This is a genomic window from Arthrobacter sorbitolis (genome assembly GCF_054510995.1).
On sequence record NZ_JBTNDM010000004.1, the window covers coordinates 161,857 to 185,060 of the forward strand.

At 62.3% G+C, this 23,204-nt stretch carries 23 protein-coding genes; 5 read left to right on the plus strand and 18 right to left on the minus strand.

Going from position 1 to position 23,204, the window contains the following annotated elements; translation table 11 throughout:
• Positions 1-170: 170 nt before the first annotated feature.
• On the plus strand, positions 171-395 hold the full coding sequence (locus tag ACX80K_RS10695) for a hypothetical protein (RefSeq protein ID WP_459271850.1): 225 nt from the start codon (positions 171-173) through the stop codon (positions 393-395).
• Between the two features lie 137 nt (positions 396-532).
• Here ACX80K_RS10695 and ACX80K_RS10700 read toward each other — a convergent pair whose 3' ends face one another.
• The 8 genes from ACX80K_RS10700 to ACX80K_RS10735 form a co-directional block, all read right to left on the minus strand.
• Positions 533-841: a hypothetical protein gene (locus tag ACX80K_RS10700; RefSeq protein WP_459271851.1), complete on the minus strand. Its 309-nt coding sequence runs from the start codon at positions 839-841 to the stop codon at positions 533-535.
• A gap of 748 nt (positions 842-1,589) precedes the next feature.
• The gene (locus tag ACX80K_RS10705) at positions 1,590-1,943 is read right to left on the minus strand and encodes a histone-like nucleoid-structuring protein Lsr2 (RefSeq protein ID WP_459271852.1); all 354 of its coding nucleotides are present in this window, start codon (positions 1,941-1,943) and stop codon (positions 1,590-1,592) included.
• Between the two features lie 840 nt (positions 1,944-2,783).
• Complete coding sequence (locus ACX80K_RS10710) at positions 2,784-4,280, minus strand: peptidoglycan-binding domain-containing protein (RefSeq protein ID WP_459271853.1); 1,497 nt, start codon at positions 4,278-4,280, stop codon at positions 2,784-2,786.
• Between the two features lie 10 nt (positions 4,281-4,290).
• The gene (locus tag ACX80K_RS10715; protein ID WP_459271854.1) at positions 4,291-5,313 is read right to left on the minus strand and encodes a hypothetical protein; all 1,023 of its coding nucleotides are present in this window, start codon (positions 5,311-5,313) and stop codon (positions 4,291-4,293) included.
• Between the two features lie 204 nt (positions 5,314-5,517).
• Positions 5,518-6,033, minus strand: a complete 516-nt coding sequence (locus ACX80K_RS10720) for a hypothetical protein (RefSeq protein WP_459271855.1) — start codon at positions 6,031-6,033, stop codon at positions 5,518-5,520.
• Between the two features lie 20 nt (positions 6,034-6,053).
• Entirely contained in the window at positions 6,054-7,346 is a 1,293-nt protein-coding gene (locus ACX80K_RS10725) for a hypothetical protein (protein ID WP_459271856.1), read from the minus strand.
• Positions 7,339-9,666 carry a hypothetical protein gene (locus ACX80K_RS10730; protein WP_459271857.1) on the minus strand — a complete coding sequence of 776 codons (2,328 nt, stop codon included), beginning with the start codon at positions 9,664-9,666 and terminating at the stop codon, positions 7,339-7,341. The genes ACX80K_RS10725 and ACX80K_RS10730 overlap by 8 nt, the downstream gene beginning before the upstream one ends.
• A 113-nt stretch (positions 9,667-9,779) precedes the next feature.
• A complete protein-coding gene (locus ACX80K_RS10735) occupies positions 9,780-10,556 on the minus strand; it encodes an AfsR/SARP family transcriptional regulator (protein ID WP_459271858.1) in 777 nt (258 codons plus the stop codon).
• Between the two features lie 1,745 nt (positions 10,557-12,301).
• Between ACX80K_RS10735 and ACX80K_RS10740 the strand changes: the two genes are divergently transcribed.
• Both ACX80K_RS10740 and ACX80K_RS10745 read left to right on the plus strand, forming a co-directional pair.
• The gene (locus ACX80K_RS10740) at positions 12,302-13,138 is read left to right on the plus strand and encodes an alpha/beta fold hydrolase (protein WP_459271859.1); all 837 of its coding nucleotides are present in this window, start codon (positions 12,302-12,304) and stop codon (positions 13,136-13,138) included.
• Between the two features lies 1 nt (position 13,139).
• Positions 13,140-13,982, plus strand: coding sequence for a hypothetical protein (locus ACX80K_RS10745; RefSeq protein ID WP_459271860.1), 843 nt, complete (start codon positions 13,140-13,142; stop codon positions 13,980-13,982).
• Between the two features lie 545 nt (positions 13,983-14,527).
• On the opposite strand, the gene ACX80K_RS10750 is transcribed toward ACX80K_RS10745, so the two are convergent.
• From ACX80K_RS10750 to ACX80K_RS10775, 6 genes are all read right to left on the minus strand, one after another.
• Positions 14,528-15,286, minus strand: coding sequence for a peptidyl-tRNA hydrolase (locus ACX80K_RS10750; RefSeq protein WP_459271861.1), 759 nt, complete (start codon positions 15,284-15,286; stop codon positions 14,528-14,530).
• Positions 15,287-15,960: 674 nt separating this feature from the next.
• Positions 15,961-16,926, minus strand: coding sequence for a hypothetical protein (locus ACX80K_RS10755; protein ID WP_459271862.1), 966 nt, complete (start codon positions 16,924-16,926; stop codon positions 15,961-15,963).
• Positions 16,927-17,830: 904 nt separating this feature from the next.
• The gene (locus ACX80K_RS10760; protein ID WP_459271863.1) at positions 17,831-18,421 is read right to left on the minus strand and encodes a 5' nucleotidase, NT5C type; all 591 of its coding nucleotides are present in this window, start codon (positions 18,419-18,421) and stop codon (positions 17,831-17,833) included.
• Between the two features lie 87 nt (positions 18,422-18,508).
• Positions 18,509-19,261, minus strand: a complete 753-nt coding sequence (locus ACX80K_RS10765; protein ID WP_459271864.1) for a DUF6994 family protein — start codon at positions 19,259-19,261, stop codon at positions 18,509-18,511.
• A 51-nt stretch (positions 19,262-19,312) separates the two neighbouring features.
• A complete protein-coding gene (locus ACX80K_RS10770) occupies positions 19,313-19,867 on the minus strand; it encodes a hypothetical protein (protein WP_459271865.1) in 555 nt (184 codons plus the stop codon).
• A gap of 133 nt (positions 19,868-20,000) precedes the next feature.
• Positions 20,001-20,600: a hypothetical protein gene (locus tag ACX80K_RS10775; RefSeq protein ID WP_459271866.1), complete on the minus strand. Its 600-nt coding sequence runs from the start codon at positions 20,598-20,600 to the stop codon at positions 20,001-20,003.
• A gap of 68 nt (positions 20,601-20,668) precedes the next feature.
• Here ACX80K_RS10775 and ACX80K_RS10780 point away from each other — a divergent pair, with 68 nt between their 5' ends.
• Positions 20,669-20,914, plus strand: a complete 246-nt coding sequence (locus tag ACX80K_RS10780) for a hypothetical protein (protein WP_459271867.1) — start codon at positions 20,669-20,671, stop codon at positions 20,912-20,914.
• Between the two features lie 66 nt (positions 20,915-20,980).
• Here ACX80K_RS10780 and ACX80K_RS10785 read toward each other — a convergent pair whose 3' ends face one another.
• Positions 20,981-21,286 (minus strand): DUF6966 domain-containing protein, encoded by a 306-nt coding sequence (locus ACX80K_RS10785; RefSeq protein ID WP_459271868.1) that lies wholly within the window; start codon positions 21,284-21,286, stop codon positions 20,981-20,983.
• A 34-nt stretch (positions 21,287-21,320) separates the two neighbouring features.
• A complete protein-coding gene (locus ACX80K_RS10790) occupies positions 21,321-21,719 on the minus strand; it encodes a metal-dependent hydrolase (RefSeq protein ID WP_459271931.1) in 399 nt (132 codons plus the stop codon).
• Here ACX80K_RS10790 and ACX80K_RS10795 point away from each other — a divergent pair.
• Positions 21,619-22,110: a DUF6221 family protein gene (locus ACX80K_RS10795; RefSeq protein ID WP_459271869.1), complete on the plus strand. Its 492-nt coding sequence runs from the start codon at positions 21,619-21,621 to the stop codon at positions 22,108-22,110. The two genes, ACX80K_RS10790 and ACX80K_RS10795, sit on opposite strands and share 101 nt — an antisense overlap.
• On the opposite strand, the gene ACX80K_RS10800 is transcribed toward ACX80K_RS10795, so the two are convergent.
• Positions 22,107-22,355, minus strand: a complete 249-nt coding sequence (locus tag ACX80K_RS10800) for a hypothetical protein (protein WP_459271870.1) — start codon at positions 22,353-22,355, stop codon at positions 22,107-22,109. The two genes, ACX80K_RS10795 and ACX80K_RS10800, sit on opposite strands and share 4 nt — an antisense overlap.
• A 63-nt stretch (positions 22,356-22,418) precedes the next feature.
• Positions 22,419-23,189: a hypothetical protein gene (locus ACX80K_RS10805; RefSeq protein ID WP_459271871.1), complete on the minus strand. Its 771-nt coding sequence runs from the start codon at positions 23,187-23,189 to the stop codon at positions 22,419-22,421.
• Positions 23,190-23,204 lie beyond the last annotated feature (15 nt).

Here is a 23,204-nt window from a genome sequence, read left to right on the forward strand (position 1 = left end):
TCAGAGCGGACGAGTGCCTTCGATACTCAGCCGGTGGCGGGTAAGACGAGCTGAGGCTAGGGTTCAGGAGGTTTGGTCTCGTCGCTAAGGACGAGGGTACACCTGAGGAACTTGAGGCTGCCGCCACACAGGTTGAGGGGTCATGCCTCTTCCTTCGGTCCCTTGTGGGCATGGACTGTCAAGCCGCGCTCGACTCACTGTCGGAGTTCTTAGGGGACAGGACACTCAATTCCGACCAGCTGTACTTCGCCGACATGGTCGTCCAACAACTCACCAAAAAGAGCGTGGTACATGTTGGGGCGCTGTACGAGTCTCCTTACAGCGATGGGGCACATGCAGGGCCGGAAAGTTTGTCACTGGAGGCCGATGTCAACCGGCTGGTCTCGCCACTGTGAACGTGGGTACGCAGGAGACATCGCCAGCCGATCTGACCAAGTTGGTGCTGACTATCGCTGCTGGCGTAGGAGAGGTAGTCGCCCTCGTGGTGGCGTACCGGCGGCAACGTGATCTTGAGCAAGGCAGGTTCGTTTGATCATTCGGTGCCGCAGCCAGACAACTCGGGGATGCCGATGTGGCTGTGCGATTGGTTGGTGTTTAAGCGATGGACGGCGTCGCCGATCAGACATCCAAGCTGAAGCGGCAACAGTGCATTGATGTGCCCTGTGGCTATCTCCGGCTGCCCTACTCGCCGGAGTTGGGCAACAATCACCAGTCGGGCCTCATGCTCAGGAGGCTTCTTCTTAAGGGTGGTTCCGAACAGGAGCTCCAGTTCCAGTACCGCCAGAACGACAAGGTAGTACGCCAGACAATCGTTCGAGTCCTTTAGTGGCGAGATCACCATGTTTAATCGGGCAACCTTCCATAGTAAGAACACTATATTCTACGGGACGACCTTCAGCGGTGGGGACACCTGGTTCAGCGCCACGACCTTCAGCGGCCGGAATACCGTACTCAGTCGGGCCACCTTCGGCAGTGGGCAAATTTTGTTCTCTGGGGCGACCTTCCGAGGTAAGAACACTGATTTCGACTTAGCGACCTTTTGCGGTGAGACCACCAATTTCCGCCGAGCGCCCTTCCGTGGTGAGACCACTAGGCCTTACGGGGCGACCTTCAGCGGCGGGGCCGTCTGGTTCGAGGAGGCGCTGTTCAGCGGTGCGATCACCAATTTTGGGTGGGGGCTTTCAGCAGCAGGACCGTCGAGTTTGACGATTCGGCCTTCGTCGGTGTGAAAACCTCATTCAAAAAGGCGACCTTCAGCGGCGAGAACACGACGTTCAGGGGGGCCGACTTCGGCGCCGGCTGGGTCAATTTTGAGGGACCCTGGGCATGGAGTCCGGGCCCTGCTTTTGATTGGGATGAAGGAAACCACACGGTAACGCCCAAGCCTCCCAACGTGGAGCCCCAAAACTGGCCGCCCCCTCGGTGGCGTGCTGGGTCGTCAGAAGAAGAACTCTGAACAGTACTGCCACCGTGATCCGTGCCCGGTCATGCAGATTTCGTGACTATTAGACCCGAATGAGTGCCCCAATTGAAGCCTGCATTACATTCCAATGCTCCATTCAGGGAGTCTAGAGGTGGAGTTACGGGGTCTAGTGGGCTTCGTTGTAGGCATCAATGATCGATTGGGTGATCCTGCCGCGTGAGCTGGGATTATATCCGTGATCCTGGGCCCATTGGCGAATCTGCTGCGTGTCTTCACGCTTGACCCGGCTCGTCGACGTGGAAGAGCTCGAGGAGCCCTGTTGTCCGCCCTGGTTTTTTCGCCCGCTCTTGGCTTTCCGGCCCCCGCCTATATATTCAGCCAGTGCCGCGCGCAGTGCCTCGGCGTTGTCCGTGGTGAGGTCGATTTCGTAGTCGGTGCCATCGATCCCGAACCGGACTGTTTCTTGGGCTTCTTCGCCGTTGAGGTCATCAACCAACTGCACCTGAACACGCTGCGCCATCTTTTAGCCTCCTGAGTTATTCAAACCGAATCAATGAACCCCCAGGGAACGACTGTACAACGCCCATTGCAAGTGCTCGTTCTGCCCGCTATCGGTCCCGTTTGAACCCGGGTGAAAATGTCAACGCGAACGGGGACCACGAGGGCGGCCTGAATCAGGACCATGGTGCGAGATGCGGTGCTGGTCTCCGAGCAGTTTCATGAGGATGCGGTCCCCTCCGGATCCTGTGTTGGCGTGATGAGAAGGTGTGAGTAAACGACGCTGGTGTTGACGTCTGCGACTTCTGGTCTTGCGGTGAGGCGGTCGATGACGAATGCGTAGAGTCCGTCTGTGTTGGGGACGGCGGAGTGCGTGTCGAAGCGGCGCTTGGTGGCTCATGTACAGAGCATCGACTGGAACCATGAGCCGGTCGGGGACTAGCACTACATGCGGACCATCTTGGAGCTGCTCGCGCTGCCCGGGGCCAGCCACCCCGGCTACAACACCGACTGGGCCAGCTGAAGGGGCAAAACTTGGTGAGAGGTTGTGAGGTTCCATGAGGTTCCATGAGGTTTGATGACCTGATCCTGCCGATGGGGGAGTACCCAAATGGTGCGTGCGAGAACAGGCAGGAATGGCTGCTGATGTACTCCCGAGGCGTGCCGGCGTCGGTGGTCGCCGCATGGTGCAGGGTCGATGTCCGCCGCGTGCACCCTGCCATCGACAAGCAGGCCCGCCTGCACTCGGAGTGGTTCGACCGGGGCTGGCTGATCCATGACCAGCCCGCCCCATGCAGCGCGATCGGGCAGCGTCCTGTGAAGAGTCGGGAGCAGGCGTGGTGGGAACGAACCTACCGGTCACTCATTGTCCGCAGCCGCACGGACGTCGTGACGCCTCCAGGCCCGTCTCCTTCCACGCGGGCTCATGCTCCGGGCTCGACTCCCACTGCCCGTTCAGAATCGTCTCCTTGTTTCCCCATGCGGAGGAGGGCACGATCTGGGACTCGCCGGACCATGCCGACTCTCCTTCCGTCTCCCTGCTGGGTTGACCGGGCGTGCAGCAGCCATGCCCGGAGTAGTGGGGCGCTATTGAACGTTCCGAGCGGCCAGCGGGGCTGCGGCCGTCGAACCGACGCCAACTGTTGTCTCGCCCTGCGCACCCCTGGTTGGGATGCGCGAACACGACAGGTGAGGTGAGAAATGCAGCAAGGTGTCGGTACAGCATTTCTGCAAAGCTGTCTGACCCGGAGCCTTGGTTGCATCCGTGCAGGACGACCACTACATTGCTCGCGAGGGCATCGACCGGGATGTCCGCGATCGCGCGGGCACCCGTCGCCCGATCCACAGGGTCGGCCTCGATATAGATCCCGTCCGAACCCCGCGTGGCTCCGAAGGCACCATACGAGGCGCTGTGCCCCACAATATGAAGTGACGAGATCGGCCGTTTGAGGCAGGCGCTAGCGGCGGTGATCGCAGCAATGATGTCCGCGCCGGTGTCGTAAGCCGTTGGCCCCACTCTCCAAGGTGTGCATTGGTCCACTCGAGGATTCGCATAGGCCCGGAGCATGCGGGCGATCCGGCTCGCTTGGCAATGAAAATGGTTGCGGTGGCTCGTAATCGATGAATTTTGGAACAAGCTGAGCGCCGGGCTTACTGCAGTCATTGCTGGGCGTCGGGTCTCGCCGAGCATTTCGAGTTCGAGATCGAGTTCAGCTTCGAACTCGGCGGATGGACGCTCGGGCACTCCACAACCGGCTGTGTCCGGTGGATTGCGACGGCGGGGCCCGTGGGACGGATTCTGCTCCAAATAGCGCCAGGTGACGTTCCCTATAATGCCGTCTCGCACCAGACCGAGACACAACTGAAAGAGCTGGGTGGCGTTTTCGGTATTCGGCCCGAAGACGCCATCTACCTTGAGCGGCAGCTGGTTTTGGCGCCGAAGCGAGAACAAAAGACTCTGCATTCGCGCCATGCGGGCAGTTGAGCGGTCCACACATTCCTGCGGGCCGGAAGCGATACGGCGTAGGAAATCATTGAGCAGCGTCTGTGCCCGCTTTACCTCGGCGCCTCGGCTACCTCGCCTGAGGGTAGGTCTGGGTCCGGCGCTCTCATGTGCGTCCATCGGGTCGGTCCTGCGGTCCTCGCAGCTAAAGGGAGCCCTGACTTCCAAATCTCCTTTCCATTCTTCCTCCAAGTACATGTTGTCGTCGAAGGCCTGCTGCTCCCATTCGCTGACTTCCGGAGTAGCTAGGTCGGTTTCAAACCACGCCTTACTCGGCACCCCGTCGATCTGGGCCTCGGTCTGCGCCTCGGTATACTCTGGAGCGAAAGGCCCGGTCGCCTCGTTGAACGTGTCCATCAGTGTTCTCCTAAGCCTGAACGACGCTCGAGGGCGTCGGTGCCGGAACCCGCAGCGGTTGGGAATTCGGGACGGTGCCAGCCGGGCGCTCCTTGACCCTCTCGCCCGTGGCGGATTGCCAGTTATCGATAACGAAAGTGACGTCATTGCTCAGCAGTGGGTCATTGAACAGTTGCGAGGCACTGGTTGCCGTTGCAAAAATGTTCAATTCAATGGCGCGGAGGATGCGAGATGCGGGTTGCGCGAGATTGAAGAGCTCTCGGGAGCGCGCAGCTGGGTTCATTCCGACTCGTTGGGCAACAGCGGCGAGCCGATCGGCTGGGCTTGTGGCACTTGCCTGAAGGTCGACGACGATTGGCGTGTTGTTTGCGACGGTGAGGTGGAACCAGCTCATCGCCGTGACGTAAGCAAACTCCTCACGGGCAAGCTGGCCACCGCGTCGGCGGTTGTTCATCATGTCTCGTAGGGCGTCGCAGAGGAGGAGGATGTAAGTGGGGTCGGTTGGCTTCGCGCCTGAACTGTTGCTGCGGTTCTCGATCCCGAGCCAGACCTGCCGGAGTAGCTCCGTCCATTTAGACCGGAAGTCGGCGTTCACACCTGGTCCCGTGTCCGTTTTCCATGCGAGCTCGTTGCTTGACCCCCATCGACCTGGAATCTGGTGCGGCAGGTCCAAGCCGAACATTCGCCAGTAGGCATTGCGCCGGTTCAACCTGGCCTGCGGACGAAGGTCGGAAAGGACGCTGGTGATGGCGAACAATGGTGGGTCCTTGAAAAACAGGTCCTCGGTGGTGCGCAGCCACTGCACCGAGGCGTCACTCAGTGTACCCAGGGTCTCGCCGACAAGGAGTCGCCGTGTTACCTCGGTGAAAATCTCGAAGACACCAGTGCTCTCGATGACGTAGGCGTAGAAGAGGTGGTCCCAGAGCAGCGGTAATCCGGCGGCGTCGCTTGTCGGCCCCGCTGCCCTGGAGAAGGCATCAGGGTCTTTAATATCGATTCCGGAGGCACGTGTGGCGAGCAGCGCCGCGGGCATCTGATAGGCAGGTATGGTGGCCGTGGAGCCTAGGAACGGTGGGCTGTTCGTGGTAGTTAGTATCGGTGGGATACGTCCGCCAGCCGCCCATACCTCGTCAAGCCACCGGCTAATCTGCAAAGCGTTGACGAGCAGGGCTTGATTTTGTAGAGCGGGTGTCGTTCCGAAGAGGTTAGCAAGTGATAGAAACATTGTGGACTCCGATCAGGATGCCTTGGAGGGAGCCAGGTTTGCGGCGAGTGCCGGGGCGACGGCGATGATATGCCCTCCTGGGCCGGAACGGAGGACGAAGGAATCGAGGTGGCCGAATACGTCAACGCCGGCCTTTTTCATCTCGCTGGCGGTTACTCGGTCGCCAGACAATTCGAATTCGAACGTCTTCCCATTGTTCACCAGTGACAGGTTCGTACCAGGCTCTTGCCCGGCCGGGTGAGCGATCAGAAGATCCTGGCGGTCCCTGGTAACTGCTGTGACGAGTCGGTCTAGGCTGCCGGCTCCCGTCAGCGCCGTCAGCAATTTGTAACGGAACGCGGTGTCGCGGGCCTCGACGGTGTCGCTGGCCTCAACGGTGTCGCTGGCCGTGATGGCCGTCGTCGGCGTCGGGCTGTTCGCGCCTTCTAACAGCTTTGTCAGTAACCCCACGATGGCTTTGAGGTCGACGATGTCGTCTTGCGTCGACGGTGGGTTTGGGACTGCTTGCTCTGGGGTGTCTTGTGCCATGAGAACTCCTCCTATGACGATTAGGCAGCGGTGGAAGTGCGGTTGCTGGGTGTGCGTGACTGGTCGTCGGCCCCAAGGTCGGTAAGCCAGCGCAGCAGTGCGGCGCGATGAGCCGTCGCCCTCACCGGATCTTCGACAATCCGACTCGCCAAGAGTGCAAACACCCGAATTGGGTCACGCCGCCGGAGATACGCGGAGACGGCAAGCGAGTCGCCAGCGGATCGAGCGAAGTCTTGGATCGCGTTCGGGCGAACACGGCGAGGATCGACCACCTTAGCGAACGGCTGGCCGTGGAATGCGGCCATGGGGCGGCGTGTGCAGACGTCGACCATTTCAGGAAGGGCAGCGACTATGGTTCGGGTGATGCCCGCTACCTCGGGAGGAGCACCAGCGATGGGGTGGCGGCCCAACCAGGCCGTAGCCACGCGATCCCATGGCCCTTCGCCAAACCAGGAACGGCAGAGGGCAACGTTAATCAGGACACGAATTAGCGGAAATGGGTGGGGGTCGCCGGGACGAATGCGATAAACCGCTGCGCCTGTGCCGTCAACTACGTTGGCGAGAGCGACCACCGGGGCCCAGCCAGCCTGGCCGAACGCATGAACGTCGGCTGCGATTTCCCCGGCCCATGATGCTACTAGTTCGGCGATTTCTCGTGAGCGCGGCGCCAGCGTAGTGGTGAGCGCCTCGGCGAGCTCTGCGTTCCAGCCCGTAACGTGTCCGACCTGGTGCCCGGTCTCGTGGAGCATGGCAGTAGGGAACGATAGGTTGTGGCGAGTCAGTTTAATCGCTGCGGCGGGTGACGGGTGCCCCGCATCCCAAAGCCGAACCCCTGATCTGAGAATGGCCGCGCCAAGTCCTTTATCGATGTACACCAGCGCCGGCGGGGCGTCGATGCCTAGAGGCGTCAGCGTACGAGCCATCGAGTCAGAGGCTAAGGTGTCGTAGCCGCGCAGCAGGTTCTGCATGGCGGGGTTCGTCCGAGTATTGATCGCGTCACCGAAGTAGTCCAGCACCGTTTCGACCTGAAGGTAGCGCTGCCGAAGACGCAGCACGTCCCGGCGCACTGAACGGATGTCGCGCCCCGAGGCGGCACGTCCCTCCAGAACCGCCGCTTCAGCGACCAGGCCGGAGACGATTCCGGCTAGCCGGCTACGCACCTGCTCGCGAAGATACACCTCCATCGATGCCCATGCTGCCGGGGCGGCGACGGTATCGAGGTCAGCCAGCGCTTCAATAGCCAGTCGCCAGTGCTGGACTTCGGCGATGGTCTGGCTTTGGATCGCCCGCGTCAAAGAAATCAGATCAGCCACGGTGCCACCCCGCGGTGACTGACATGACCGGCTTGCCGGGGTGACCTGTGATGATCGCGTCTCGTGAGGGGAAGGTGAAGGCAAACGCGACGGTGACACCGGCCCGCGGATCCTTGGCTGCTGCCGCCAAGCGCGCTGCCGCCGGTACGATCCCGGCCGAGAAGGCCTGAGCCACGGCATCAACTAACCGGTCGGCCTGTCTGGTGGTGGCTGCGTTGGTGACGGTGACGCCCCTTCTGGTGAGCACCCGAAAGAGCCGGCGACCTAGGACTGGGCGCATCGGGCCACGGATCCATTTTTGGAAAGTGGCTATCACTGGGACATACTCACGTCGGTCTAGCTGCGTCGCCACCAAGTGGGCGCGTCGTTCTCCTAACATGACGCGGACGGTTAGCACAGGCTTCGGCGCGGTGAGGTCGAGGCGCACCGAGAGAGGCGAATGGCGGCGTAGGGGGAGGCCACCCGATCGTATTCGCAGATAGCGCCGCAAGCGACCGCGCTGACCGGGCGCAGAGGCCCCCGCCACCCGAGAGGGCAGGAGAACGTTGAGCCGGGGCGCCTCGTCCAGGGCTTCAAACTCGGTAGCGAGAACGCCCGCCTCCCCCGGAAAGGACTCCCCGATCGCGGCTCCAACGATGTGCCCGACCTCGCCGCCTGGCAACATTTCATAGGCCTCGACTTCCAGAGGCGCCGGAAACGTGTTCACGCCCGCTTCTAGAAGCCGATCCTCCAAGGTCTCGCCGTCACCGAGCAGAATATGTCGCGCGGCTGCCCGATGAAGCAGAATTGGAATGCGCTGACTGTATACGCGAAAGCGATACGGCGCCCCCCCACCGCGCGGCATCATCACCCACACTCCGCGCTCGTCCTCCGCCTCTGCCTCGTCGCGCAACTCTGCTTTCAGAACCTCGGCAGGTAAGTGCCGGGTAACTGCTTCGGCAAACGCTTCCTGCACGATGCCCGCTGCCAGGAGATCGTTCTCGAGCACCTCCGGCTCGGACGCGAATACTTCGCGCACGGTGTCTTCGACCACCGACACTAAGGCGTCACTACCCAACGTCGATGTCTCCATTGCGGCCTCCGCCTCAAGTCCTACGAGAGCCAAACCCGAGCTGGCTAGGTGCTTGGAGAGGACCGGGGCGAGTGCGTGCCCCACCATGGGCTGAATTAGTCGAGCGATCAGCTTGGCCACAAGTGTGACGACGCGTTGACGACCGACCACGGAGATCCCAAGCTTGACTAGCGGTAGAACCGCCGGGATGAATTGCTGCATCTGTGCGTTTGGGTCGGCCTGATGTTCGGCTTGGCCGAAGTATGTTGCGAGCTCCTGACGCGCTGCGTCGAGGGCCGCGACTCGGTCACCGGAGCGCTCCGCAGCCTGTTGCTCAGCTGCTGCCTCGTACTCCGCCACCTCCGCCTCCGCGGTTACCTCGTCCGACGCAAGGAGATGGCTCACAAGGCGGCGATCGAACTCGTCGGTCAGCGTTTCTGCTGCGAGACCGGCCTCGAATTCGCCGAAAGACAGGGGCTCGAAGGCTTCAACTTCCCCGCGAAACTTCTGAGCAAGCTGGCGGGCTGCGGGTTGCAGGGCGGCGGGCAGGTGGCCAATTGCACGAGCAAGTACCTTTTGCAGCAGTGGTCGGACCAGCCGGCGCACGGCGTTGATCAGTTTGCCGATCGGAAGGAACCGAGAAAGGGCAGAGAGTCCCTTGCCAGCCATTCGGGCGACTCCGCGGCCGATCTTTGACACCTTGCTGACGAGCTTCTTGAGGAAGTCTTCTTGAGCGTCTAGGGGCGAGGTCGGTCGGGCCGACTCAGAAAGATCCGCCTCGAAGACTTCGAACTCCGACTCGTCCAACGAGTCCACGGTACGGTTTCCAAATCGCTCCGCGATGGTTTGCAGCCGGTGGCCGGCCTCCTGGGCGACGGACTCGAGCCATTGGGCGACCTCAGTGACGGCTAGTGAAGGGGTCCCCGCCACCTCTTGAGACCACCCGCTTAATGCCTGCGCGTGCCGCGCGACTGCCTCCTGAGTGAGGGCCTCTAGTGCGGCGGTGAACTCCTCGTCTTCGAGCTCGCCGAGCAGGGCCTCGACGGCCTCATTCTCCAACTCGCCCTCGGAGAGAGCCCCTGCAGCCTCGCTAAAGGGGCTAGCTAGCCCTTCAGAAAATGCTGTGGGCGCTGCGGATATAACGTCAGCAGCGGGAACCAGCTGATTGGATATGAAGGGCGAGAAGCTCGCGCCTCCAGGATGGTCACCGCCCTGGAGAGCCTCCTCACGCGCCTGAGACTGATCGTTGTACGCCGTGGAAGTATTCATGCTGCCCTCCCGAGCTCAAGGTCGTCGCTACGTAGACAAGGATGCGAGGACACTCGTTGTTGATGCGTGCGTCTGGCGTTCCACTGTCGTTCGCTGGGGTCAACCCGCTCCGATCAGTGCTGCCTAGAAGAGAGCACGAGATCTCGGAGCGTACATGTCGGCGCAATTCCGAGACGCTCCTCCAGCAAGTCGCGGTAGCTAAAGAACTCGCGCCGCGCTTCGCTGACGTTGCCCTCCGTAAGGTGAGCTGTGATCAGGGCACGATGGGCGCTCTCGCGCAGGGGCTCGATGGCGACTGCAGTGATACCGGCGTCGATTGCTTGGGCGAGTTGACCGCGCTTTGCCAACAGCACGCACAGCGTCTCCAATGCGTGGGCGCGAAGCTGACGCATTCGCTCGCGTTCAAAAATCAACCACTCTTCATCCCAGTGTGGGAGCAAATCAAACATCAGGTCATCGATCCCCACGTCGTCGACCGCAAGTCCTTGCGCCTCATTGGCAATGCGGCGAGCGTGAGCGAACGCGAGAGGCAGGTCAACGACCACTTCCGGTGCAAGGTAGAGCCGACAGCCGTCACGGCACACCCACCCGGGGGCAGTCTTTTCTACCTGCCACAAGGCCGCCCGGAGACGAGCACCCGCCCGAGGTTCAGGGACGTCCATCGAAAGGGTGCACGCCACTTTCGCGCGCGGCTGCGGGGTCGCAGTGATCGCCAGATAGGCCACGAGCCGCTCGACGTTGGCCGGAACGCGGACCGGACCGCTGTCTGCGGACATCTCGAAGTCACCCAGCAAGGTGACAAGGCGGCCTTCGGGCACCTGTTGCGCCATTGGTTCACCGCGCTGCCAAGCGGAAGTTGTATCGGACTGGGTGGCGAGCTGTATCGTCATGGGAATCCCTTATTCTGCTGGTTGTGGCCCCATCCTCATGATCTGGCGTTCGACCGTCGTTCGATATTCGTTTGCGTGAGACGCCAGAAGGTGCATCGGGACAACACCACTGTCCTAAGTTGTGTGGATGGTTGAGAGACGGGAACCGATCGTGCTGGTGGTTCGCATGTGGCACGACGAGGGCGGTGTTCGCGCGGTCCTTCAAGCCAGCACTTTGCCTGGAGAGACCGCGTACAACTCGAAGGAAGCGCTGCATAATGCCATTGAACGGATTCTTGACTCGTGGCAGACCAATTAGAGCGCTGGTGCCCACGAGCGGTGATTACCGCGAGAATGATCAGACGGGAGCCCTGCTTTCGCCGTACGCATCTTTAATTCACACCCAACCCGGCAGTGTGTCAAGCCTCAGGCGCGGTCCATTGATGAATGACGGTTCGGTAATGCCATTAGGCTCTCGGCCTTAGATGTGATCCCCAAAGACGCCTAGAACTACTGTCTTTCTCATGGAAAGAGATGTGGAGTCGAACGTCGTCACCTCCCCTTAACGGCAGACCGGAGCACCGCAAGATCCATGCATTGAGATAGGTCGCCCAATGGACTTGGGGATCATTCTGCGCGGAGGATGAAGCAGATTAGATCTAGAGTGCATCCCAGCGGGTTTTATGGCAAGGCTTGGATGAATATACCAGTTGCTGAAGGGACAGCCGCCCCGCCAGACGATTTCAACGGTTGGCGGCCCCTCCGGACCGGGAGCGTCCGCGGATGGGGCTGTGTTCGATGTTCAAGTCGTCTGCTGCCTGCTGCCTGCTGCCTGCTGCCGGGTGAAAGAGCGCAGCGGCCGCGCTGCTCATCAAGGAAGCGGTCCGTCTTATACCCAGCATTTCAGCATCAAGATACTACAGTGCCCGTCGTCGACACCTGGGATGAGCGGAAGCGGAACGCATCATGCAGTCCGGCTTCCAGTACTCCTCCGGACAAGGAATCTGTTGAGACTCCCAGTGAGCGGGGTGCATTCTAAGCAATCAACGGCTTTGGTCTCTGCAAGGTCTACCGGTGCCCCTAAGCAGGCGCAAATAATGAGCATTGCGTCACTGCGGTGAACGTAGCCGCCTAAGCGTCCAGCAACCGCGGGCCCCGAAGAGGCGCAAAGGGAGAAGGCCCGGAGTGGTAGCGCCCTCGCCAAGGATCAGGGCGGTGTCCCTCGTCCAGCCCAGCGGAGGGGGCGAGCAACGGCAGGTCCGGCGCAGACTTACACGGATGCGAATGGGGTACGGCTTCCAGCACTACACGCCTTCATTCCGCCGCCCAATCGGTTCCGGTATCGAATCGCTGGCACCCTCACCTAAAATTCCCCGAGCGGACCCGAGGACTCGTCCTTCGACCTGCCGGTCCCGGCAGAATGGTCTGCTGCCTCCCGTCGCCCTGCTGGAACAGCAATTTCTGAGCAAGGATTTTCACCGGCTAGCCAAGCAGCGAGGTTTCGATAGCAGGGTCTGGACATTCCGGGCGCAGGTGTTGAGGCATCGTTCAACCGGTTCGCGCCCGGGCGGTGGCAAGAATCCCGTCGAGGTAATTACATCGATGGTTCCGGCACGATGGTCGTCGCCGCCGCCGAGCCGCAATTCGTCGCGCAATAAATACTCTTGGCTGCGTCAAGCCAATTGGACCACCAAGTCGCACAACCTGACTGCAGGTGCCGCCAACTGCCGCTCCCCGTAGAAGCGAATCAGGTCTAAGATCCCGGTATGGCACATCCAGAGAACCACTCTGCGTTCCTTGTAGCCGACGTACACCCCTGGGTACTGTACGTTTCCCACCGCAGAGCACGCCGTCTTATCGTCTTCGTCCATGGCTTCAGAGGCCATGCCGTCACCACGTGGACGGAATTTGGGCGGAGTGGGCGCGTGAGCACATGGTGGATGGAGTCCGACATGCTGTTTGTGGGCTATGCATCCACTCGCGACAACATAACCTCTGTTGCGGATCGTTTAAACACTGAGCTTCCCCGATTCTACCCAAGGCCCTTCCCTCCAGCAATGAATGTAGGAGGAGTAGCAGCGCGCGAAGATGTGCAGTTGCCCTACGAGGAATTGATACTGGTGGGGCATTCCCTTGGAGGTCTAATCATTCGGTGTGCTCTCGCGCAAGCAGCACAAGACTGGCTTTATGCGCTGAATAGATCCGATGAACCTCCGCATGTCATCCTTACCGCTCAAACAAGACTCTTCAGTCCGGCCAGTGCGGGTTTCCGGCCCGCGGGCTTTCTTGCGGTGGTAAAGGGCGCGGGTGTTTGGCCGGCAATAGAGTTGTTCCTTCGGATGTCTTCGGCCTACACCGACCTGCAGCCGGGGTCTTCGCTAATCGCGGACACCCGCCGAAGAACAGAGAGGCTCTTCGAGCGCACGAAGCTCTCAGCGTTGCAAGCGAGGACTCTTTGGGCGAACCCAGACGAAGTTGTGCTGGCCGAAATATACGAGACCGACTCATTCAGGGCTTCAGTGGACGGCCAGTCGCACGGCACCGTATGCAAACCCCGGTCCGGGTATCGCAGGCCTTGGTACTTCGTAGAAAAAGGACGCTGAAATGAGTCGCGCTCAGGAATATCGTCTTAGATCTTTCGAAGCCGCTTATGTTCAACCGCTTCTGCGCTTCATTGAGAACGACAGTACAAATCAGGAAGAACCTAGCGGAGGCAACCTCAGGCTACTCCTCTTGCGCGAGATGGCCAATTGGATCGACATGGGACAGTGGTGCGGATATTTTTCATCTAATATTCAACGATTGTCAATAAAACATGGGATACATGACATACGGGAGGTCACCCAAGATCTCAATAAGTTTGATGAAGATCGGATGGATCTCGTCAACTGTTCCTGGGTCCTTCAGGACGACCCAAGGTCACTTAGCTTCGATGGGAGTTTCGGTGAAGCCATTCAGGCTTCAATGGAAGACCTAACCGATGAGCGGATGGAGTTCCTAAGGCTCTATCTCTTCTCTAGTTCGACGGAATGGGAGCACGCGGTAGGTGAAGTTGCAGTTGTAGCAGAGGAAGTCGCGTTAGGGCGCCGCCGTATACCACAGAGAATGATGGACCGCGTGACTTGGGCATTTCATGGTCCCGAATCTGAGCTGCGGCTAGAAAGCGTGGCTTTGCCCTCAGATTGGCGAGTCGCTCCAATCTATGAGATTTGTTCAGACAACAGAAGAGAATTGCAATTGGAGTTTTATCGAGCGAAAATTGTGGACCACTTTATTTTGGACCTGGTGAACCCAATCTCCTCAGCTAAGTCAGAGTCAATGGTGGGGGAACAAGCCTATGAGCGTGGATCGCTGGAGTTCGCGGCAAGCGGCTCCCATGACATGGACAACATGGGTTTGGCGGTAGATGTCTCAAACGATGGCGATGAACAGACAGCATGGTCCTGACCTCTTCCATCGCGCCCCTCTCGTTGTTCCTCCGTCCGGAATGGCTGGAGCGCACTTAGTGATCAGCGTGGGCGAAGATTGTAGGGTTACCTTCACCTAGTGCGCTTGCTACTGGGTCGAAGGGCGGTCGACGCTGACGTGCTTTGCTAGCCGGTCACACTGACCTCGTGGTTGATGCGGCCATCACTCCCAACGGGACGCGTGGCCTTCCCGGCGGTGCTGACAACACCACCCGGACGTGGGATTTGCCTTCCGGAGCAACTACACATGATCAACGTAGATTCAATAGTTAACTGCGTGCAGGTGGCGCAAGCCGGTATCGAGGAGAAAGTCGTCTGCGGCCAATCGTCAGGAGCCGACACCGCATTGACAAGCCCCCGCAAGAACTACTTCAAGGCCCGTAATGGGGCTGACCCCTAGTCTGAAGAGTTGCTGATTGCACCTTCCGCATGATCGGGGTCCCGTGCGTTGAAAGCTACCCTCGACAATCCGCCAATTTGAGTCGCCAGTCCTCGACGGCGGTTCGCGGAAATTAGCGCCTAGCGTTAGGGGCTAGTGGCCGAGAAGTTCCGCCAAGTACGCCCCCGTCTCACAATCGGTCCGGTGGGCACCATGACGTACGCCGTCGTGCTCGACGGGGCGATCTCGGTGAGTCCGGCGTCGACGATGATCGAGTCCGGGACAGCCTTGGCCGGGAACGCCGTGAAATCCTCGGCATCGAGGAACAGGACGGTGCCGGTCAGCTTGTCCGACCATGCGCGCTGCGTGTCTTCGTCCAGCGTGAGGAACCACGCGAAGAGGGCGTGCGATGCCTGTGCTGCCGCCTTGCCCGTGGTCATCTCCAGATCGGCGTTGAGGACGATGACCGGGTTCGGCGCGGTGCCGTCGCTCGCGCGGCGGGTGCCCGGAACCTGGGGGAGGTGCGTGCCGGAGACCTGCAGACGTGCCAGGGTCTTCGGGTACTGCTCGTACGGCGCCGGACGGAAGGCGAGGGCCCGGGCGCGGCCGACGACGGCCTCGGTGGCTTCGTTGTGGAGTTCGCTGACCACCTTCGAGTAGGCCTTCACGTCCGCCCGGCGGACCGACTTCGTGAACCGTCCGTCCAGCCATGCCTCCCAGCTGGTCGTGTCACCACAGGGCGTGAGCAGGTCCGAGGCGTAGGCGCTGACGCTGGCGATCGCGGCCGAGCAGATGCCGTCCGCTTCAGGGGCAGGGTCGTTCCTGTCCACGAGGAGCACGATGGGCTGCACGAAGGGGTCGGTCTCCGGCGTAGTGGACGCTGGGACGGTCAAGGTGTCGGTCATAGCAGTCTCTCGGTGAAGTGAATGGAAGCAATCCTATTGAACGCAGCCTCGGTATTATCGACTCCATAGGCCGTGCCGGTCGACACGGCCGCGGTGGGAAGGCAGCAGCCCCAGCCCTTCCTCGTCGTCCACGACGAAGCGGTTGTTCACGCGGGTAAGTCCTTCGCGCCGGTGGCACGACATCTCCCCGTCGGCCCATAGCGCCTGCGAGCCCGGCAACCAGAGCCGGTCCCAGTAGGGGTCACGACACGACGGCATGGCCGAGTCCTGATAGGTGCACGCGGAGTCGAGGCGTTGGGCGTGGACGGACGATGCGGTCACAGTCGGACTCCCTGCTGTTGGGCGCAGCCCTGAGCGAAGGGATAGGCGGCTACACCGGGTTCGGGGCGTGCTGCGCTGGTTTCTTCATGGCACTTCCGCAGAGTCTGGCACTTCATGTAGGTAAGCATGCGTAGACGGGGAGCCCAGCGCTCTCCACCCTGAGGCCGACGATTGAGGTGGCCATCGTCGTGCGGCTTCACCTCTAAGTTAGTGACGGTGCCTGCGGGGTTCAAGATGCTCCCATCGGTCATCCGGGTGCCGGGCCGGCAGGTTACCGACTCCAGCGCGGGACGTCTGGTCCCGGTCACATGCGGATTGTCTGCCCTCATGTGTGCGGCAGCTCGGAGAAACCGCTACGCGGTGGGCCGGAAGATCCCGCGGGGCTGGACGACGCGGTCGGCGGCGCCGGGTCGACGCTCGATGATGTCGCGGCGGTGAATGGCCTGCGGTCCGCGGGGTTCGCTGTAGCAGGCCCAGGCCCGGGCCCGGTCGATGTGGATGGACAGGCTCTGCTCGTCCTCGATCATGCAGTTGCCGACCAGCCCGTGCGTCTCGATGGCGTCGCGGATGATCTCCTCGGCCTTCTGGCTCTTGGGGTCCAGCTGGTTCTTCCGGTAGCCGGCGACCTCGACGCGCTGGGCGTCGAACGCGGCGGCGAGGAACAGGTTCCCGGTGCTGTCCTTGCGGAACGTCATGACGGCCGCCGTCGGGTACACCTCGCGGACGTGCTCGCCGGCGGCCGCGGGAGCGGCGGACGCCAGGGCGATCCGTTCGGCGCTGATGTCCGGGCGGGGGACGGTGAAGCCGGCGAGGCTCCCGTGGGTGCGCTCATGGTTCCGGCGCTGGGCGAAGAACTCGGCCTTGCGGCGTTCGATGACGGCGAGGGCATCGGTGGCCGCGCGGACGGACGGGAGGTTCGCCAGGCGCTTCGGGGCGTCCTCGAAGGCGCGCATCGCGGCAAGGAGCTGGCTGCGGTTCGGCAGCCCTCCGTGGAGGTCGGGGAGGTAGTCGTGCCAGGTCCCGGACTTCGTCGTGCGGGAGGCGTACGCTGCCAGCGCGCGGTCCATGTCGGAGACCGTTTCGGCGGCACGGATTGGGGCCGTGAGCTGGGTCCGGGCGGCGTCCGCGAGGTCCCACTGGGAGGGTGCCGGCGAGGAGGTTCGAGGCGATGCCTGGAGGGGTGCTTCGAGGGAAGTTTCGTCGACGGTGAGCGTGGAGGATCCGGAGAGGGTGACGACGGATTCTGCGTGTGCGGAGTGTGCGAACTGGCCGCCCGCGCGAACGCCCCGGTCGACGCGGTGTGGGCTGAAACCGGACATGTCATGCACCTTTCGAGCGGCCCAGCGCCGCAGCTCTCATTTTAGGTGTGTGCGGCTCGCATTTCGAGGCGTTGGTGCGGGCCTGGGCGGCAGGTCACCGATGAGTGAGGAGGAGGGGCGCTAAAGGAGCGGATTGGGGCTGCTCCGGCCGACAAGTGCCTGTCCGACCACTGTCCGGCCTGTCCCACCTTTGTCCGACCACCTGGTCGGACAACAACTTCCGCTCCAGTAAAGGGAAGCAGGGCCCTAGATAGATATAACTTGTCCGACCACTTAACTACTATCTATACACATAGGGCTCCTATTGCTTCGATCCTCCCTCCTTGATCGGTACTAATGCCCCCTCTCCCTTAAAGGGTCCTGTTTTCCCCGCGGACAGGTCGGACACGCCGATTGGTGAAACCCAATGAGCTTCTGACTAGGCGTTATACCTCGAAATGGTGTCCCGCGGATGGTGGGACACGGGTGGGACACGGGTGGGACAAGGGTGGGACAGGCCAATTCGGCCCGAATGCACCGAGTTGTGAATTTGGCGATTCGTGGTACCCTGAGGAGCGATATTCCGGCACACAGCGACGAGGGGTACCACGGCCACCGAAAGGGTGGCCTTTTCTGGGTCCGGGCGTTGGGTATGGAGTCTCGGGCCCTACGTCCCTGTCGCGAAGCACCACCACTCGCCAGCACCCTTCGCCTCGAGGGTTCGGGTCCGCCGAGGGGTCGAAAACGACGATCGGCCTCCCTGAGCATGCAGCAGCAATGCTCTAGCACGCGTCCATGAAGCCGTTCTGCTTCCGTGGTCGCCGCCTGTGGAGCCCCTCCAGACGCACGAAAGGCCGCCTCCATCGTGTGGAAGCGGCCTCGTGCAGCTCACTGAGCCCCTCGCAGGGGGCGTCCCCGGCCCGGCTCAGGCGGAGATCTCTGCGCCTTCCAGGAGGGGCATGACGACGTCCTTCCAGTTGGCCCAGTCGGTGATCCGGTGGGGCGTTTCGATGTACCGGTTGTAGTCCTGATCGCGCATCACATGCGTCCACGTCGGCGTGTGTGCTCCGGTGATCAGAGGCTTGTCATCGATGAGGACATCCGCCTTCACGACGGTCTTGTCGTGGGTCAGGATCAGGCGCTTGTCCCACCCCTCACCGAGGTGCTTTTCGAGGTCCTTCAGCTTGCCGGCGACGCACCCCGGATTGGTCCACGTCGGCGTCGAAACGACGAACACATCCATGCCCATCGAGTGCATCTCCAGGACCGCGTCGATGGCTCCCGGAAGGGGCTCGAGGTCTTCGTAGAGCCGCGGGTGATTGAGCGCCGCCATGATCGTGTTTCGGTCCGCTCCGTCGACCCAGAAGTAGTCGAAGTGCGTCCTCAGCCCCTCGGGCACGACGGGGAAGTCGGGGTCCAGGTCGAGGAGGATCTCGGCGAACCGGGTGCTCCAGTCGAAGAGGTTGCCGTCCTGGTCCTGAGCGATGGTGGGGCGCGAGCCATTTACGAATGCCATGCTGCACATGTGTACGGCATGGCGCAGACATTTCACCGCTCGGTGTACTGACCGGCCGGGCGCAGGGGGACGCTTCGCCAGCCGGCGTTACCGGCGAACCTCGATGTCCGGGCGGTGCTCCTCGACCCAGTCGGCCATCCTGTTGGCGCGTTGTGCGATGAACTTCAGCGAGGCCTCCCGGCACGCGATGTACTCATCCTTCGTCGCCGGCGTCCCTGGACGACGGAAGTCCTCGAGCGGCAGGAAGAAGTCGATGCCGTCCGGTGTCACGAGGTCCTGCAGGTGGAAGAACTCCACGAACCGCTCGAAGGTGCCGAACAGATCGAAGAAGTCCGCGTAGTTGGTGGTGACGTCAGCGAGGGGGCTGCCTGGCTCCCCGGCGTAGTGACGCCGGATGCATTCAAGGGTGAGGTCCATCCGGTCTGCGATCTTCGGCCGCGTTCCCCGCGCCTGATTCATGGTGGGCTTGTGGATCATCCTGACCGGCCAGATCATGGCGCTGCCGAACGTGTACGGCGGGTTCAAGTAGCGGAGCTGCTGGTCATCTGTCAGCTGCTGCCTGGCCTCGACGAGAGCTTTCGGCCTGCTCCATGTGGTGTACGAGGACGTGATGGCGTCACTACCGACGGTGAACCTCCTGTCGGGGTTCTGCTCGACCACCAGGTAGTTGAAGCGACGGACCTTGGCTAGCGCCGGCACAGCCGGGCGAAACATCTGCCCGTCGGGAAGCTCCTTCGTCCAGAGCAACTGATGGTCGGTCTTCATCCGCGGGCTGTGCGAATCAGGGTCCTTCCCTGCCGAGTCGGATTTGTAGTCGAAGGTGATGTCGAAGACGGGCATGACCGGAGTGTATGTGCGCTCCGGTCCCGAACCGTGGACCCTCTCGTCGAGTCAGTCGCACGCGTCGCAGATGCCGGTGGCCGGCAGCTGATAGCCGCACGTCGCGCAGACCGGACGCGCCCTGGGCTCCGGCTTGTTCCTCCTGGCGACGTGGGCCTTGTACTCGCGGGTGAGGGTGGGTTCGGCATCCTCCGGGAGGTTCGGGCAGTACTGGCGGTAGCAGTTCAGGCGCTCCTGCGCGGCGACGACCTCCAACTGCAGCGGGTCCTCGATCCGCGCCTGCCCGGAGCGTTCCAGGATCGCGTTGAAGCCGCTGCCCACCCCGCCGTCCGAAGCGCGCACGACGAGGGATGTCAGCCGCGGGTGTCCGTCGGCCTCGCAGATCTCGATGACCCGGTACAGCACTCGTGACGCCCAGGCCCTGATCGGCTGGTTCGACGGCCGGTGAGCGAGTACGCCGACGGCCTCCTTGAGGTCTGCGTACGTGATGGTCCTGTTGTACTCGGAGGCGACCTGCTGCAGTACGAGGACGGCCGCGCGGGCCTCCCTCTCTGTGATGGTGCCGGTGACCGGAAGGTCGTCTTGTGTGGCAGCTACATCGGTCATGAGGTGTCTCCGGTCGGTCGAGGTGTTCCTCGATCCTACCGAGGACTATCGCGCCTCAGCCCGCGGTCCACCGCCCGTGGGCACGAGAGAGGGGGCCACCCGGCATGGGTGACCCCCTCGTTGCAGCTGCGGATCAGGCGGCTTCGCGGAGCCGCTGCTGGGCGTGGATGTTCTCGTTCAGTGCGGCGAGGTACGCGGTGTCGGCCAGGCGTTCCCACTGCTCACGGTTCTCATCCTGGCCGCGGCTGACGAAGTCGTCCTCGTTGTCGTAGTCGGCCTTCTCGATCAGGAGCTCGTAGTCGTTCTCGGGGCTGAGGACGTGCTCGGTGTTCGAGTAGTGCTTCATCTCGTTGTGCACAGCGAAGCGGATCAGCCCGGCGTGGTGCTTGCGGCGCTCCTGGGTGAGGTTCGGGAACTCGCCCTCGAGCATGTCGAAGGCCTCCTTGCGGGGGTGCACGGCGTTGCCGTCGGCCACGTAGTCCGGGTGCGCCTCGCGGATGTAGTCGGCCAGGCGGGCGGCTCCCAGGGTGTCCTTGACGGGCGACTTCGGGATCTTGAGCAGTTGGTTCGTGAGCTCTGCCCCGTAGGCGGCCTCGAACTCGGCGTCGAAGTCGGGAGATTCCGGTTCGGGAGCCGCGGGCGGCGCGAGGCTCAGGGCCGGCTCCGTGTGCGAGGTGGCGGCGAACTGGCCACCAGTGGGAACGCCGGCGGGGGTGCGGTTGATGATGTCCATACCCGCATGTGTGCGGCACGTCGCACATCACGCACTCCAGGACAGCTCCGGCGTGACAGCATGTGTCCATGAGCTTCTTCGACCCGATTGCACGGGCACTGGGTATCCTCCGCGCGATGACCGATAAGGATCTCGCGGAAGACCACGAGGCGTTACGACTGCGCCACGTCTCCGGCGAAGACCACTACTCAGAGCTGCATCGTCTCGACGGCGAAATGATCCGCCGTGCAAACAAGGCTTACGAGCGCGACAACCCTAACCCGCCGGAGCGCAGGCATCGTGAGCATGGCTGGTACCTGCCGAACGACGACTGACTAGCCGCGGCCTTGGTGCTCGCGATACTCAGCCGGGTTCCCGCGAGTGAGCATCGCTGGCCGGGATCAGCCGCGCAGAGACCATGACCGTCCGCGCCGCAGTGCTACGCGCAGACGATCAACGACGTTCCCGGCGGCCTCGTATCCAACATCGTGGAATGAGCCCATCCCGCCGCGGTACAGAGTGAGTCCCTGGGCTGATGCTTCACGGAGACCGCGTCGATCCGTGACGTTGGCGAACAGGCCGTCGAGCCAGTCTGCGACGTGGGCTCGTTGCTCGTCCTGACCCAACGCGGCGGCCGCGCGGAGCTCGGCGGTGGCTGCGATGATCTCGTCTCTGGCGGCTTCGACGGTGCGCTGATCGTTGGTCATGCGGCAATCCTAGGCATCGCGCGGGTCGCCCGGCCTAGCCGAGGCCGGTGGCGGCGGCCAGCGTCTGCAGTCCGGAGCGGCCCATGCTGGTGATCGCCCAGCCGACGCCACCAATGGCGTACAGGCTGATGGGCACGAGCAAGCACCACTCGCGGATGGATCCGGCGTTGCCGAGGACGGGGACGGCGAAGTAGCCGTTCTTCTTCCACATCCAGTTCACGACCGGGATGGCGCCGATCGCCTTCGGCGGCTTGGTGGTGAACAGGTACACGAGGTTGCAGCCGCCGGTGGTCATCATGTCGCCGAGGATGTGGACGATGACGCCGAGGCCCATGGCCAGCGGGAACCAGAACTGCTCCTCGGGGGCGAAAGCGGTGACGAAGGCGCCGGCCGCCAGGCAAGGATACGAACCGGACGTCGCTGCGGCCGTCATTGAGCGACATAATCCCCGCAGACGCGGACATGCACGAAGCACTGATTGGCTCTCGATTCTTTACCGCAGCTGTCATTTGGCTGGATGGTGCTCCTCCAGCTCGGTCGCGTGGCCGCTGTCCTCGCAATACCGACGGTCCGTTTCTCGCGTCCTGGCGCGGCCGGACGACGACGAGGCCGCCATCACCGCGGGAGATTACCCGGGGGAGTGGATGGTCGAGCAGCAGCGTGCGAGCTGTCGGTCGAGGCGCGAACTTGTCGCGCACGTCCAGCGGATCGACTGGGACTACGAGCCGGCCGGTGACGCCGACTACATGCGGACGATCCTCGAAATCATTGCTGAACCGTACGCCGGGCACCCGGACTTTCGGCCGGAGTGGAAGACCGCCTAGTGCCGGCGCTGGCCGACTCGGCTGCGGAACCGCGGCAGGACAGAGGTGACGATGAAGACCGCGGACGTGAGGGCGAACGGGCCGATGCGCATTCCGAGACTTGCGAAGCTCAGGGACGCGAGCATGGCCAGGAGGACGGCTGCAGCGTTGGTGATGAACTTCAGCGAGGCCCTCGACATCGGCTTGGGCCAGGGCATGCATTGGACGTCGCTGTAGTCGACATCGAGGGATTTGGTTCTGCGCATGTCCGTCATGTGTGCGGGATCCGCGGCGCCGCTCACCATCCGGTCGCAGCCTCGGCAGAAGTCCTAGTTGAGCAGCGCGACGTATTCCGGGCAGAGCGCCGTGACGCCGGCGGAGTTCATGGACTGCAACTCCTCGAGCGTGTACTTCGCGCCCGCTGCAGCAGTGATCATCTGGTCGACCACCGGATCTCCGCCGGGTTTGCTGTAGACCAGGCAAAAGTTCCGGGCGGTGGTGATGAGGTCGTCGTCGGTGAAACGGATCAGGTCGGGCTGTGCGGCGCGCACATCGGCCAGGTACACCTGCTCCGCCTGCTCGCCTTCCGTGAGGGCGGGAGCCGGAGGCTCGGTAGCGACGACGGCGCTCTCGAGAAGGATGACGCAGGTGTTGGCGAGTTCCAGGGCGGCATCGTTGAAGTCGGTCGAGTCGAAGTTGAACGTGGCGCCGCCACTCGCAGTGATCTTGATCATCTCAGTCATCGGGCTCGCGAGGGTTCTCAGCAATGGCTTGAACTCGCGGTCAGCCTTGCTGGAGACGAGCTCGATGTCCGCCTTGATGTCCTTGGCGGTAGTGATGGTATCCGGATCGATGTCCTCGAGCTGGTTCACGAAATCGACGGCCCGATGGAGCACCCCCTTCTTGTTGATGCCATCCAACTGGCTGCACGTCGTGGCAGTGCTGACCTGACCTGCCGGCTCGGCGTCCTCCGTGGCGGAGAGGCTCGCGCTTGCACTGCCTGTCGTTGCTTCGGTGGCAGGCTCGGTCTCGGCTTCAGGTGCAGCGCACCCGGCGAGGAGGATCAGGGCAAGCGGGATGGCAGCGAAACGGGTGTTCATGGGTCCCCCAGGAGT

Excerpts from the sequence above, each read along its gene's own strand:
- ACX80K_RS10695 (WP_459271850.1), top strand. The coding sequence starts at position 171 with ATGGACTGTCAAGCCGCGCTCGACTCACTGTCGGAGTTCTTAGGGGAC.
- ACX80K_RS10700 (WP_459271851.1), bottom strand. The coding sequence starts at position 841 with ATGGTGATCTCGCCACTAAAGGACTCGAACGATTGTCTGGCGTACTAC.
- ACX80K_RS10705 (WP_459271852.1), bottom strand. The coding sequence starts at position 1,943 with ATGGCGCAGCGTGTTCAGGTGCAGTTGGTTGATGACCTCAACGGCGAA.
- ACX80K_RS10760 (WP_459271863.1), bottom strand. The coding sequence starts at position 18,421 with ATGGCATTCGTAAATGGCTCGCGCCCCACCATCGCTCAGGACCAGGAC.
- ACX80K_RS10745 (WP_459271860.1), top strand. The coding sequence starts at position 13,140 with ATGAGTCGCGCTCAGGAATATCGTCTTAGATCTTTCGAAGCCGCTTAT.
- ACX80K_RS10790 (WP_459271931.1), bottom strand. The coding sequence starts at position 21,719 with ATGACGGCCGCAGCGACGTCCGGTTCGTATCCTTGCCTGGCGGCCGGC.
- ACX80K_RS10780 (WP_459271867.1), top strand. The coding sequence starts at position 20,669 with ATGAGCTTCTTCGACCCGATTGCACGGGCACTGGGTATCCTCCGCGCG.
- ACX80K_RS10750 (WP_459271861.1), bottom strand. The coding sequence starts at position 15,286 with ATGACCGACACCTTGACCGTCCCAGCGTCCACTACGCCGGAGACCGAC.
- ACX80K_RS10730 (WP_459271857.1), bottom strand. The coding sequence starts at position 9,666 with ATGAATACTTCCACGGCGTACAACGATCAGTCTCAGGCGCGTGAGGAG.
- ACX80K_RS10785 (WP_459271868.1), bottom strand. The coding sequence starts at position 21,286 with ATGACCAACGATCAGCGCACCGTCGAAGCCGCCAGAGACGAGATCATC.
- ACX80K_RS10735 (WP_459271858.1), bottom strand. The coding sequence starts at position 10,556 with ATGACGATACAGCTCGCCACCCAGTCCGATACAACTTCCGCTTGGCAG.
- ACX80K_RS10765 (WP_459271864.1), bottom strand. The coding sequence starts at position 19,261 with ATGCCCGTCTTCGACATCACCTTCGACTACAAATCCGACTCGGCAGGG.
- ACX80K_RS10770 (WP_459271865.1), bottom strand. The coding sequence starts at position 19,867 with ATGACCGATGTAGCTGCCACACAAGACGACCTTCCGGTCACCGGCACC.
- ACX80K_RS10720 (WP_459271855.1), bottom strand. The coding sequence starts at position 6,033 with ATGGCACAAGACACCCCAGAGCAAGCAGTCCCAAACCCACCGTCGACG.
- ACX80K_RS10710 (WP_459271853.1), bottom strand. The coding sequence starts at position 4,280 with ATGGACACGTTCAACGAGGCGACCGGGCCTTTCGCTCCAGAGTATACC.
- ACX80K_RS10805 (WP_459271871.1), bottom strand. The coding sequence starts at position 23,189 with ATGAACACCCGTTTCGCTGCCATCCCGCTTGCCCTGATCCTCCTCGCC.
- ACX80K_RS10740 (WP_459271859.1), top strand. The coding sequence starts at position 12,302 with ATGGCACATCCAGAGAACCACTCTGCGTTCCTTGTAGCCGACGTACAC.
- ACX80K_RS10715 (WP_459271854.1), bottom strand. The coding sequence starts at position 5,313 with ATGCCCGCGGCGCTGCTCGCCACACGTGCCTCCGGAATCGATATTAAA.
- ACX80K_RS10775 (WP_459271866.1), bottom strand. The coding sequence starts at position 20,600 with ATGGACATCATCAACCGCACCCCCGCCGGCGTTCCCACTGGTGGCCAG.
- ACX80K_RS10800 (WP_459271870.1), bottom strand. The coding sequence starts at position 22,355 with ATGCGCAGAACCAAATCCCTCGATGTCGACTACAGCGACGTCCAATGC.
- ACX80K_RS10795 (WP_459271869.1), top strand. The coding sequence starts at position 21,619 with ATGGCCAGCGGGAACCAGAACTGCTCCTCGGGGGCGAAAGCGGTGACG.
- ACX80K_RS10755 (WP_459271862.1), bottom strand. The coding sequence starts at position 16,926 with ATGTCCGGTTTCAGCCCACACCGCGTCGACCGGGGCGTTCGCGCGGGC.